The organism is Paenibacillus sp. MZ04-78.2 (assembly GCF_024213375.1).
GTDB lineage: Bacteria > Bacillota > Bacilli > Paenibacillales > NBRC-103111 > Paenibacillus_G.
The window spans coordinates 57195-69174 of record NZ_JANAVJ010000026.1 but is presented as its reverse complement, the minus strand read 5'-3'; the positions used below and the strand labels follow the sequence as shown (position 1 = coordinate 69174).

At 52.7% G+C, this 11980-nt stretch carries 10 protein-coding genes; 8 read left to right on the top strand and 2 right to left on the bottom strand.

The window, feature by feature from the left end; all coding sequences use genetic code 11:
- Positions 1 to 74 precede the first annotated feature (74 nt).
- Positions 75 to 791 (bottom strand): restriction endonuclease, encoded by a 717-nt coding sequence (locus NLX71_RS17635; RefSeq protein WP_254365113.1) that lies wholly within the window; start codon positions 789 to 791, stop codon positions 75 to 77.
- Between the two features lie 881 nt (positions 792 to 1672).
- Here NLX71_RS17635 and NLX71_RS17630 point away from each other — a divergent pair.
- The 4 genes from NLX71_RS17630 (at position 1673) to NLX71_RS17615 (ending at position 4432) form a co-directional block, all read left to right on the top strand.
- Complete coding sequence (locus NLX71_RS17630; RefSeq protein ID WP_254365112.1) at positions 1673 to 2962, top strand: helix-turn-helix domain-containing protein; 1290 nt, start codon at positions 1673 to 1675, stop codon at positions 2960 to 2962.
- A 313-nt stretch (positions 2963 to 3275) separates the two neighbouring features.
- Entirely contained in the window at positions 3276 to 3497 is a 222-nt protein-coding gene (locus NLX71_RS26870; protein WP_309248965.1) for a Spo0E family sporulation regulatory protein-aspartic acid phosphatase, read from the top strand.
- Between the two features lie 27 nt (positions 3498 to 3524).
- Positions 3525 to 4001 (top strand): AbrB/MazE/SpoVT family DNA-binding domain-containing protein, encoded by a 477-nt coding sequence (locus NLX71_RS17620; RefSeq protein ID WP_254365111.1) that lies wholly within the window; start codon positions 3525 to 3527, stop codon positions 3999 to 4001.
- Between the two features lie 224 nt (positions 4002 to 4225).
- Positions 4226 to 4432, top strand: a complete 207-nt coding sequence (locus NLX71_RS17615) for a helix-turn-helix domain-containing protein (RefSeq protein ID WP_010498610.1) — start codon at positions 4226 to 4228, stop codon at positions 4430 to 4432.
- Between the two features lie 66 nt (positions 4433 to 4498).
- On the opposite strand, the gene NLX71_RS17610 is transcribed toward NLX71_RS17615, so the two are convergent.
- Positions 4499 to 5641 carry a GGDEF domain-containing protein gene (locus NLX71_RS17610; protein WP_254365110.1) on the bottom strand — a complete coding sequence of 381 codons (1143 nt, stop codon included), beginning with the start codon at positions 5639 to 5641 and terminating at the stop codon, positions 4499 to 4501.
- A gap of 164 nt (positions 5642 to 5805) precedes the next feature.
- On the opposite strand from NLX71_RS17610, the gene NLX71_RS17605 reads away from it, so the two are divergent.
- From NLX71_RS17605 to NLX71_RS17590, 4 genes are all read left to right on the top strand, one after another.
- The gene (locus NLX71_RS17605) at positions 5806 to 6945 is read left to right on the top strand and encodes a glycosyltransferase family 4 protein (RefSeq protein ID WP_254365109.1); all 1140 of its coding nucleotides are present in this window, start codon (positions 5806 to 5808) and stop codon (positions 6943 to 6945) included.
- A gap of 39 nt (positions 6946 to 6984) precedes the next feature.
- Entirely contained in the window at positions 6985 to 8280 is a 1296-nt protein-coding gene (locus tag NLX71_RS17600) for a metallophosphoesterase family protein (protein WP_254365108.1), read from the top strand.
- Positions 8277 to 11588 (top strand): AAA family ATPase, encoded by a 3312-nt coding sequence (locus NLX71_RS17595; RefSeq protein WP_254365107.1) that lies wholly within the window; start codon positions 8277 to 8279, stop codon positions 11586 to 11588. The genes NLX71_RS17600 and NLX71_RS17595 overlap by 4 nt, the downstream gene beginning before the upstream one ends.
- 93 nt (positions 11589 to 11681) lie before the next feature.
- On the top strand, positions 11682 to 11969 hold the full coding sequence (locus tag NLX71_RS17590) for a hypothetical protein (RefSeq protein ID WP_254365106.1): 288 nt from the start codon (positions 11682 to 11684) through the stop codon (positions 11967 to 11969).
- The last annotated feature ends 11 nt before the right edge of the window (positions 11970 to 11980 follow it).

The following is an 11980-nucleotide window of genomic DNA, read 5'->3' as shown; positions in this document are numbered from 1 at the left end:
ATACAATAATTCATTTTCGATTCCTGCCGGGGTGCTTCGCACCCCCTATTTGTGTTGAATGTGTACCTGAATAGTTAAGAGTAAACAATATTAAAGCAAACGCCTACAGGCTTAGATACGCTACCATAACCTTCCTTACTATCCCAAAATATCCCCTTTTTATAGATGTCATATTGCCAAATATCATAATTAGCATAAGCAGAAACTTCGGCGCGTGAATAGTTGGATGGGATTGTAACTGTTTGCTTATCGGTTACAGAAAATGTTTGCGTTACATTGAACCCGACAGCAGCACTTACAATTTGCGCATCTACTGTGACAGTTCCAGTAATAGATGCTGCTACAGAATCAGTGAAGCTCATTTCACCACCGGGATAAACGAGATTATCACGTCTTAAAGCATGTATGCCACAACCTCTTCTTGGCCCTTCAATATTTTTTAAGTAGTAATCACCTACCCCCTGAGCTGAAATCTCAGCAGCATTTAAAATGTTTAAATTAGCTTTTTCACTAGCAGAAACAGTTCTGACATGAACAATTTTTGCGTTTGGAGATGGCAAATCAAGGTTATAAGCTTTCGCGTACTCTTGAGTGTTACTAATCTCAGTGATCTCCTTTGTAATGCCATTGGCATCAGTTTCGTAGGAAACCTTACCTTCAGCTTTTACACATGGAACAGTGGATGAATTTGATGTAGCTATCTGTGTTGATTCATTAGCATTTGCGGAAACTGGAATCACTGAAACGATTACCGTAAGAGCCAAAACTGATTTCAAAAACAATTTCTTCATTCTTCTACCTCCCACAAGTTTGTAGATTTAGAGTAAACACCAAAATCCAAATCTCCATCCTAGTTTAGATCATATATCACCCCAAATAATTTAATTGGTAATATAATACAATAAATCTCAAATAAAGTAAAATAAACTTTTCTTTATAATAAATAGAAGATGTCTCATAGACTTTGGGGAATTATACGAAATACTATAAAAAAGGAATGTTCTTTCTCATTAAAAATCAAATTTCATTTTTAAAAATAAAAGATGAAAAAATAATCCCACTTTCATCAAGCTTCGCAAGATTTAGAAGTGGGAGACTTCTTTCGGAGGGAAGTTAAAGAAGAGCTACAGCTTTCATTAAAACTCAGTACTACAGCCGTTAAGCTGCACACAGCAACAAACTGTTTGAATTTAATTTCCATTGGCCTTCCCTCCAGTTCAACTTATTCAATCATTGACCAACAGCATTGAAAAGTTTGTTTCCAGATGTCACGCATTGATTTTGTAATACTCGGTAAAGTAAATGATGAGTTAACAAGTAAAAACATAGAAGAAATGATGTTTACATTTTCTTTTTCAAAGTGGACATGCCTCCCTAAAAATTGTATGAACAATTCGTCGCGACCTCATCGTTCAAACATAATTTATCATAATTCCATAAAATATGGGATAGGAATTAATATCTATTTTTATAACAGTGATTACTTGAAAACCATCTGAGTAATTACAGTGATTACCAAATATTCACTTATACTTTGTAGAAATTTAGCGAATCGTTGTATTTCGGAAGAAATTAGGTAGATATCATGAAAATCAATTAATTGTAAAATTAAACATACTTTGATATAATTGACCAGTGTAAAAACTTAAACAAAAAAGGAAGGTTATGTATTATGGTGGATATTAAGCATCGGAATAACACCATCGCAGATTTCATCTTCCAACTTAGAAAAAAGAAAAATTTGACATATGCGAAACTTGAGGAACTAACAGGTGTTCGCAGCGCAGTGCTTCATAAAATTGAATCGGGGGCCACAAAACATCCAGAATATAAGACGGTGAAAGCCTTGGTTCGAGCCTTGCCAGTTCATTACGAACAGATCATAAAGGCTTACATAGAAGAAGAACGAGGAATAGAAACTTTATTTGAAATATTGCGAGATATTATCTCGAGGAAAAATGTTTCTCTAATACCCATGGTAGCAACAAGGTTACTACAATCGTCCCAAAAGAAGACGGAAGAATCACTTCAACGATTGTTTGATTTCACGGGAACATTAAACGGTAGCTCCATAAAAGTGCTACTTTATACGGTAATTATTAAATATTCCAGAGAACACGGGGTGTCTGCTTTTGTTGGCAAGGGTACTTTCAAGAAATATTTGATTAATCGAAGTAACCTGTCTTTACTGGACGAGACTTTTAGAGAAGGTGAAGAAGTTCTTCATTACGCTGATTTTTTAGCACAAGAAGAGAAATGTATATATTATTACCGCATGGCACTTCATGCTTATGCTCTTAAAAAATATGATAAGTGCATTGAATTGGGGAAATCGGGCCATGCTGTAGACACTAAACATAGTGAACTCAAGGAGCAAGTTGCATTAGCAATTTGTAATTCTTTAGGGCATCAAGGTAATTATGAGATGTTAATAGAGCATGTCGCATTATATGAAAAACTCAACTACCAAATTATAATTGAACGTTCAAAATATTTTCGTGCCATCAGTTTAACCGGAACTGAAAAGTATTCGGATGCTTTACCGTTGTTGAAAGAATGTTTAGATGAAGTGCAAGGGGAGAAGCGTCTACCTAGATTAAACATGCTTCTTGAGGTCTTATTCAAATTAAATGATGATGGTTCCATAGGAACGATATTTAATCAAGATGAAGAACAATTGTTTCCTTTCGAGAATGGTACACCTTATCAATATTCTGAGATAGGCAAGTACTATAAGTTTAAAGGCAAGTATTTTACTAAAAAGGGTATGGTCGAACAGGCAATTGACTCTTACCTTCTTAGTACCAATTATTTTGCAAAAATAAATGCTTATCAGGAATCAGTAAGGAGCACAGTAGAGCTTTCGAATGATATTTTCACTTCTTTGTATTTGGATAAAAAACTGATGAAATTTGAACTTCTGGAAAAGGTTAGAAGGGTATATAATGGAGTTATAAGTTAGGTTATGAAGAAGTTTATTATAGGTATTACAGCATTTTCTTTTGTAATGATATGCTCGTTCACTTGCACCAATCAAAGTCATTATGTGGCGATTTCAATAATTGTTATAAAAAGAAGCAAAGTTATTCTATGACGATTCCGGATTTTAATATAATCCATAAAAATAGTAGATTATCCAGAACAGGCGATTTTTTGCCTGTTTTTTTGTTTTGTCTTTCAATTTATTTCTTTAAAATTTAATCAATATTGTAAAAGAAATAAATAGTAAACTATCTACATAAATCCATTTAAAAGTTAGAAAGGGGAATATTTCCATGTCCGTACTAGCATCCAGAAAGGAGGATTATGCCCGATACGATATTAGCCATTTCAGCGACGAAACATTGCAGAACGTAATGAAAAACATACAGAACCAAATGAAAGAGGCCGTACAACAGGGAGAGAGTTTAACGAGCGAATATGTGGTCCAATTGAGCCAACAATTAGATGCCTACGTTTTAATTGCTCAAATTCGAAAAATGCGATGTGTAAACTAGAAATCGTTATTGTTCGAGGTGTGGTTGATGCAAGATGGCAGAAGAACGGGAATTGTCAGAGTTGTAGACGACTTCGGAAGAATAATAATCCCAACAGAGGTTAGGCATGTATTGAATTTACATCCCAATGTCATGACAGAGTATTTCTGTGATGACGAGAGAAAGGCGATTATGGTTTATAAATATCAAGCAAAAGCGTGTTTGTTTTGCTCAGGTAAGGAACAAACCTTTTACTTCAAAAAATTTTATATTTGTATGTCATGTATTCAAAGTCTTCCAGCGCTCCAAGTTTTCCTTGAACGGGTGGAACGCGAACGGTTAGGTGCGGCAACTAAAAACCTTTCAAAAAGGAAAAAATTGACTCCCAAAAGGAAAGAAGCATTGGACCGTTTGCAGCAAGCAATAAAGGAAAACCCTAAAGCTTCGCAAAGAAAATTAGCCCAAAAGCTAGGAGTTTCGCAATCATGGGTTAGTCAGTTGCTTAGGCATCATGGAGATTCGTAAATTCGCTATTCTATAGGCTAGCTATAATGATGGGGGAATAGATTTCTGTCCTCCATTTTGTATTTGTAGAGGTACAGAATAATGAATATTAATATATCAACAGTAAAAAACAGAAACTACATATAAAGTTAGTTTAACAAAAGTAAACATAACTGGTTGCAAAAGTAAATAAAATTGATGTATAATGATAGTGGTTGTTGTTCAGCAAGGGGGAGGACCGCAAAATGAAAATTAAAGCCAAAACGAACGCGATCGTACGAGCCCGGATCGTCAAAGGAATGACTCAGCGGGACCTGGCCCAGCTTTCAGGCTTGAGCTATGCTTATATCAGCTTGCTGGAGCGATCGGTCAAGGCCGTTGGCCCGGGCACGGCGAAGAAGCTCAGCGATCTTTTGGAGCAGCCTCTGGAGGAATTGTTCACCATAGAATAGACCTGCGACAGATGCGGGAAGCTGGCTTCCCGCCTTTCTTCCAAGAGCGTACGGACCGGTGTCGGCCTAGAAGCCGACGACTTTGTTTTTGCCGGTCGTCTTGGCCCGGTACATCGCTTCATCCGCCTGCTTGATCAATTCCTCCGCGTTTACCCCTTTTTTGAACATACTGTATCCCATGCTTAACGTCACCATGGTTTCTGTCTCCACACGGCTTCGGATACGCTCCGACAAGCCTGCGGCATCGACTTCCGAGTTCGTCACCAGCACGACCATTTCTTCCCCGCCGTACCGTCCGCAAATACCGGAGTCTTCCGTTTCTTCCTTCACGATCTGCGCCACCTGCTTAAGCACCTGATCTCCCATATGGTGGCCTTTCGTATCGTTGAGCTTCTTGAAGTTGTCGATGTCGCTGAAGATGACCGATACCCGCGCTCGTTGCTGCACGTATTGGGTGACGCGGTTGTAAAAATATTTCCGGTTGTACAGCTTCGTAAGCCCGTCCGTAATGGAGGAGTTGTAAATGGCCTGCATGATCTCGATGACCCGTTCGAAAATGAACAGGAACAGAACAATGTAAAAGACGAACGGAATCGTTTGCTCCAGAAATTTCAGGGCGATCTGTTTACTGTCAAATAAATAGACGTTAGCCATATGAATCGTGTGGGTCGCAAAATAAACGGTCAGCATTAACTGATACTTCCCGTTCTGGCCGATGCGGGGGTTCACGAGCAGGAAGCTCATGAACAGCAGCAAAAACAAGTACAGCTCCATACCGAGCGGACGAAGCAATCTGGAATGGTCCTCGTTGCCCTGAAGCCAGTCCGGAGCGAACCAGTACGTAACCGAGACGGCGGTGGTCAATAGGATAAAGAAGACGAAGACGACGATGTCCCGCTTGCGGGTTGCGTTATATAGCTGATAAATACCGATGTTGATCATGACAAAGGCAAGCACCTTGAGCAGCAGCGCGATGAATTCTTGCACGGGGGTGATGTCGTGAGCCAAGGTCTTTTCGATGAGCTGGGCGTGTTGGACGAACAGTATACACAGCGCAATGATCATGGAGAAATATCCGATTTTGCGGCGCGACAGCAGTAGTCGGAATGAGACGAGAAACGTCATCGCAATGATGACGATCAGCATCGAGTGCATAAAGATCGAACCGGTCGGTCCGAAGATCAAATCCCAAATCGTCTGATTGTTCATGAAACGCGCGGAAGCCTCACTTTGTAAACGGGTGCATGGTACTGATTATACCAAACATATATTCGTTTTGGGAAGTCTTGTCGTCGCATTCCGGAACTGTTAGGATGATAGTGACGAAGCGCCCTTGCGCTTCGCGAACAACGGGAGAGGCCGAGGTGGGCAGGATGCGTATTCTTCAAGCGTTATTTTTTCCGCCGGAACAGCCAGGCGGGGTTTCTTCTATGGTTCCTTTCATGCTGGACCGCTTCAACAAGCGGGGCTGGGAGATGGAGCTCTTTTCGCTGCCCAAACGGGTGCGCGGCAAAGGCGCCGGGGAAATTCGTTTCTCGACGTTCGACTGGGAGCCGTATGCCGGCCATCCGGTGGTCGATAAATACATACAAACAATGAAGGATTATATTTGGTGGACGAAGATGCGGATCAAGTCAACATACGATTTGATTCACGCCCACCATCCGATCACCGGGCTGGTTATGAAGCAGCTGTTTCCGGACACCCCGCTGATCATGACGGTTCACTCCAGCTATGAGCGCGAGCTTGTGCTGAACGGCAAAATTCCGGCAGACGGCCCGGAGCATGCCTTCCTGACCTCGATTTACCGCGAGCTGGAGGAAAAGGCGGACCAGTTGATTACGGTGTCCAACTCGTTCAAGCAGTATTTGTCCGAGTACGTGCAGGAGCCGGAGCGGATCGGGGTAATCCCGAACGGCTTCGACGAGAAGCGGTTCCGTCCGGTCCATCACGAGAATCAAGTGCCGCAGTTGATCACGGTCTGCCGGCTTGTGCCTGCCAAAGGGCTCGATACGCTGCTGCAAGCCTGCGCGGAGCTGAAACGTCAGGGGCAGCCGTTCGTGCTGCATCTGATCGGAGACGGACCGATCCGTACGGAGCTGGAGGAGCTTGCGCAGCAGCTCGGGATTTATGAGGAAACGATTTTTTATGGCTATATGCTTCACCCGGAAGACTTTATGCCGTTCTTTGACGTGTTTGTCCTGCCATCGCGGGCGGAAGCGTTCGGTTCGGTGTTTGCGGAGGCGGCGCTCTGCGGTCTGGCCGTTGTCGGCACGAATGTCGGCGGCATTGCCGAGCAGATCGAGCATGGCACCAACGGCCTGCTGGTTCCGGTCAATGACGTTCAGGCGCTGGCCACGGCGCTGGAGAAGGTGATCGGTGATCCGATGTACCGGTACCAGCTGTCGCGTGTGGCGCTGGAGAAGGCGCTCAAGACGTACTCGATGACGCACGTCGTTCAGCAGCTCAGAAATGTGTATCGGACGTACCGCAAGGCGCCTCCTGCGGAGTAAGGGCTCAGGCCGGAGTGAGACAAGGACGGAGGATTGGAAATGACGCGGGGGTTTCGGTTTATTCATGCGGCGGACCTGCACCTGGACAGTCCGTTTCGGGGATTGTCCGGTCTGCCGGACGGGCTGAGGGAACGGGTGAAGGCGTCGACGTTCACGGCGCTTGAACGGCTCGTCGACCTGGCGGTCTGCGAGCAGGCGGATTTTGTCGTCGTCAGCGGCGACATCTACGATGCGAAAGACCGCTCGCTGCGCGCTCAGCTGCGGTTTCAACAAGCTTTGGAGACGTTGGCGGGACACGGGGTGCCCGCCTTTGTCGTTCATGGAAATCATGATCCGCTGCACGACGGGTACAGCGCCAAGCTGCGCTTGCCGGATACGGTAAAAGTATTCGGAAGCGATGCGGTGGAAAGCGTCGTCGTCTATGCACAGGACGGCGAGCCGGTTGCGCGGGTATCGGGCATCTCGTTCGGCCGTTCTGCGGTGACGGATAATTTAACGCCGGGCTTTGTCCGGCATAATGACGGCTTGTACCACATCGGAATACTGCATACGAATGTAGACGGCGATGCAGGACACGACAATTACGCGCCTTGCAGCCTGCGGGATTTGACGGGCGGGCAATTAGACTATTGGGCACTGGGCCATATTCATTCACGCCGGGTGCTGCATGAGCGGCCCTGGGTGGTATATCCCGGTAATCTGCAAGGCCGCCACGTCCGGGAAACCGGTCCTCGCGGCTGCTATGTGGTCGACGTGGTGGCAGGCGGCGATACGCAGCTGCGGTTTCAGCCGCTGGACGATGTGCGCTGGGAGGTCCGGGAGCTATCCATTGCCGGACTGGAGACGGAGCAGCAGTTGAAGGACGCGCTAGAGGAGGAGCTGGAGGCGGCTTGTGCGGAAGCGGACGGGCGTGCGGTTCTGGCGCGTCTGTCGCTGACTGGGCGCGGGCCGCTTCATACGGCGCTGCGCCGCAGCGGATGGCTCACGGGGCTGGCGTCCGCGCTGAGAGAGAGTGCGGCTTCGGGCGCGGAAGCCGTCTGGATCGAGAGCATCGAGGATCGGACCGGGGCGGCCGTTTCGCGCGAAGACTTGGCCGCAAAGCCGGGGTTTCTGGGCGATCTGTTGCGTCTCGCGTCGGAGGCCGGTGAATCCCCGGAGCGGCTGTCGGCCTTCGCAGAGGAAGCGTTGGCGCCGCTTGCCGGGCAGCCGCAGCTTGCCGCTCTGCTAAGCGAGTGGGGGCCCGAGGAATGGGCCGCATGGTTGCAGGAAGCCGAAGAGCTGGCGATCGATCTGCTGGCGGACGGCGGCGGCGCGGAGACGGGGTGGATCGAATGAGAATTGAACGGCTCGACATTCGCCGCTACGGTGTGCTAAACGATGTGGAGCTTCTGGCGGATGCCCCGGTTACTCTCTTCTATGGCCCGAACGAAGCGGGGAAAAGCACGGTTCTGGGCTTTATCCGGGATGTGCTGTTCGGCTTTCCACGCGGCGGATCGGCGGAGCGGATGACTGCGCCCGGGGAGGGCGGACAAGGCGGGGCGATGACGCTCGTTGACGAACAAGGCCGCCGTTACCGGGTTGAACGGTGGGAGCGTCCAAGCGGAGGACGGGGACGTGGTCCTGCGGCTGGCAGTGTCCGTGTGACGTTTCCGGACGGAACAACCGGGGGCGAGCGGGAGCTGGCTGCGCTCTTGGGCGGGATAACGCCGGAATTGTTCCGCAGCCTGTTCGCCTTCGGGCTGACTGAGTTGCAGGAGCTTGGAACGCTGCAATCGGGCGAGGTCGGCAGCTTCTTGTACAGCGCGGGACTCGGCGCGAGCGGCAGCGTGATTCGCGGAGCGGATAAGAAGCTCGCGCAGGAGCTGGAGCAGTTGTACCGCCCGCGCGGACGCGCGCCGCTGATGAACCGGGCGCTGCAGGAGCTGGCGGCTGCGGAAGCGGAGCTCGCGCAAAGCCGCGGCCGGGCCGAGCGCTACAATGCGCTGGAGGCGGAGGCGAACCGCCTTGTTGCGGAGCAGGAGACGCTGGAGCGCGAGTTGGACAAGCTCCAGCGCGAAGCGGACTGGCTTGCGCGGTGCATCCGCGCCCAGCCGCACTGGCTGCGGAGGGAGGAGATGCGCCGCGAGCTGGCGGAGCTGCCCGAGACGCTGGATGCGTTCCCGGCCGACGCGCTGCCGAGAATGGAAGCGGCGCTTGCCGAGCGGGAGCGGCTCACGGTCGAGCTTGACCGGGTTGCCCTCGCGCTGTCCGATCTGAAGGAAGGCTTGCAGACGGCCGAGGCGGAAGCGGAGGCAGAGGGCGCGGTGCTGGAGCGCCGGGCCGCGCTTGAAGCTTTGCTGGACCGGCTTCCGGCCTACGAAGAAGCGAAGCGGACGCAGGCGGAGGCAGAAGCGGAAGAAGAGCAGCTCGGGCTGGAGCTGGAGCGGATGCTTCGTCGCATCCACCCGGCATGGACGCCGGACCATCTGGATCGTCTCCCTTCGACGGTTATGCTCCGGGAGGAGGCGTCCGCTTACCGCGAGGAGTGGCGCGTCTGGCGGCAGAATGAATCGCTGCTGGAGGCGGAAGCCGAACGGCTGCGAAACGAATCCGGGGCGGAGGAGCTTGGGCCGACGGATGGCGGGAGCGGGGCCGAGGTTCGGGACGGAGAAGGCGACGAGCGCGGCTCGATGTTGGAAGACGGCCCGGGCCGCAGCCGGAGCATCGATGGAGCCTGGGCTGAGGAGAGGTTGGCGCTCGAAGACGATCATACCTCAGTCGAAGAAGGACTGGACCGGATTCGGACGGCAAGGCGTTTGTTCCACGAGTGGAAGGAAGCGCTGCGCGAGGTCCGGTTCGAAGCGGAGCGCGAGCAGGACCGTGAGAAGCTGAGCCGTCTGGAAGCGCAGGCCGGGCCGGAGAAAGCCCGCTCCGGCTCTTCCGGCGTCCCGCTGTATGTTCTCTACGGCGCAACGCTGCTGCTTCCTGCCGCACTGGCGACGCTGGAGCAGCCCGCTGTGGCTGTCGCAGCGTTCGCCGTGCTGCTTGCCGCCAGCGCCGCTTGGACGCTTGCGCGCCGCCGCGCCGAGCAGAGCGGCCGCGGCTTCCGCCCTTACGCGGGCGGCGCTGCGTCCGCTGCGGCAGCGCCTGCGCTTGCGGCGCTGCGCGAGCAAGCCGCTGCGCGCGAGGCCGCGCTGGCGGCGGAGCTGCGCCGCCTCGCGCGCTACGCGGCGCAGCCGCCTGCGGCGGGCCTTGCCGCCGCCGCGGCCGCGCCCGCTGCGCCTGCGGGCCGCGCGCTGCCGCTGCCGGCGGAGGACATCGATCCGTGGCTCGATGCCCTCGAGCGGCAGCTCCGCGCGCGGCAGGCGCGGCACGCCGGGCGCCGGGCCGCCGCCGAGCGGCTGGCGGCGCTGCGCGCCCGCAGCGAGCGCCACGCGCAGGCGGGCGAGCCGCTGCGGGGCCGCTGGCGCGCGTGGCTGCAGGCGCAGGCGCTGCCCGCAGACGCGAGCGCCGAGGCGGCGCTGGAGCTGCTGCAGCTCGCGGAAGCGGCGCAGCAGCAGCTCCAGCGGCTGCGCCGCCAGGCCGCGCGCTGCGAGGCGCTGCGGGGCACCGCCGCGGGCTTTGCCGCGGAGGCGGCCGCGCTGCTCGGCGAAGCGGCCGGCCGGGAGCCCGGCCCGGCGCTGAAAGCGTGGCAGGCCGCCCGCGACCGGCAGCTTGCGCGGCTGGAGCAGCTTGCGCGGGATGGTCGGCAGCACGCCGAGCTGAGCCGCCAGTCCGCGCTGCTGTCGCAGCAGCTCGAACGCACGGCCGCGAAGCGGCAGGAACTGCTCAATACCGCGGGGGCAGACGGGGAAGAGGCGCTGCGGCGTCTCCATCGCCAATACCTTCGCCGTCAGGAACTGCTGGGTGAGCTGAGACAGGATGAGCTTGCCATTCGGACGCTGGTAGGGGAAGCGGGGATGAAGCTGCTCGACGAAAGGCTTGCGAGCGCCGCCGGAGGAGAGCTGGAGGAAGAGCGGACGCGTTTGTCGGAACAGCGGGATGCGCTCCGGGAGCGGCTGGAAGCGTGCCGGGAGGCAAAGAGCCGCAAACGCTTCGAGATCGAACGGCTGATCGAAGGCGGAGATCATGCGGACAAGCTGCAGCAGGCGGAGGAACGCCGTACCGAGCTAAGACGTCTGATGAAACGCTGGGCAGTCGTTTCCATGTGCGGAACGCTGTTCGCACAGACGAAACGGTTGTACGAGCATGAAAAACAGCCCTCCGTCATGCAGAGGGCTTCCCGCTACTTTGAAAAAATGACATCTGGCCGGTTCACGCGGATGATTGCGCCGCTCGGCGAGCAGCGGGTATTGGCGGAGAGGGCGAACGGCGAGCAGCTGGATGCGTCCGCGCTCAGCCGGGGTACGGCCGAGCAGATGTACTTGTGCATCCGCTTCGCGCTCGCGGACGAATACGCGGCGTCCGGGGTCCGGCTGCCGCTTGTGGTTGACGATTTGTTCGTGAATTTCGATGACGAGCGGCTCGGATACGGCATGGAGCTGCTGCACATGGTGGCCGAGGGCCGCCAGTTGCTGCTGTTTACGTGCCACAAGCACGTGCTGGATGCGTACGCTTCCCGTTTTTCCGCAGCATCCGTCCGGTATTTAAGCCGTAAGGCGTAATACGATCATGCCGACCAAGGCAAGCAATAGGCCGCCCGATTCGAGGCGGCCGCAAGTATTGAAGTAAAGCCATTTGAAACGGAGGTACGTGGGGTGAAGCCTGAAGATCGCGCACCGCGCGAAATGACATACCGGATCGGCTGGAAGCGCGGCACCATCGTTCCGAACGGGCAGGGCCCTCCGCCTGCGGCATCCGGACATTCCCCGGACATGTCCATCATCCGGGAATCCCGCATGCAGCGGTGGAACCGCAGCTATCTATGGCGCAGGGCGCTTTCACCGGGTCCCCGGATGCTGCAAGTCGCCGTATTTGCGATGCCTGTTCTGCTCTTTGCGTTATTTCTGTGGATGGTATACGAGCTTGCCCGGCATGCCCGATAAGATGAATGATA

What these genes read in the sequence shown, in the direction of transcription:
- NLX71_RS17635 (WP_254365113.1), bottom strand. Translation starts at nt 791, where the DNA reads ATGAAGAAATTGTTTTTGAAATCAGTTTTGGCTCTTACGGTAATCGTT.
- NLX71_RS17620 (WP_254365111.1), top strand. Translation starts at nt 3,525, where the DNA reads ATGCAAGATGGCAGAAGAACGGGAATTGTCAGAGTTGTAGACGACTTC.
- NLX71_RS17610 (WP_254365110.1), bottom strand. Translation starts at nt 5,641, where the DNA reads ATGAACAATCAGACGATTTGGGATTTGATCTTCGGACCGACCGGTTCG.
- NLX71_RS17615 (WP_010498610.1), top strand. Translation starts at nt 4,226, where the DNA reads ATGAAAATTAAAGCCAAAACGAACGCGATCGTACGAGCCCGGATCGTC.
- NLX71_RS17630 (WP_254365112.1), top strand. Translation starts at nt 1,673, where the DNA reads ATGGTGGATATTAAGCATCGGAATAACACCATCGCAGATTTCATCTTC.
- NLX71_RS26870 (WP_309248965.1), top strand. Translation starts at nt 3,276, where the DNA reads ATGTCCGTACTAGCATCCAGAAAGGAGGATTATGCCCGATACGATATT.
- NLX71_RS17595 (WP_254365107.1), top strand. Translation starts at nt 8,277, where the DNA reads ATGAGAATTGAACGGCTCGACATTCGCCGCTACGGTGTGCTAAACGAT.
- NLX71_RS17600 (WP_254365108.1), top strand. Translation starts at nt 6,985, where the DNA reads ATGACGCGGGGGTTTCGGTTTATTCATGCGGCGGACCTGCACCTGGAC.
- NLX71_RS17605 (WP_254365109.1), top strand. Translation starts at nt 5,806, where the DNA reads ATGCGTATTCTTCAAGCGTTATTTTTTCCGCCGGAACAGCCAGGCGGG.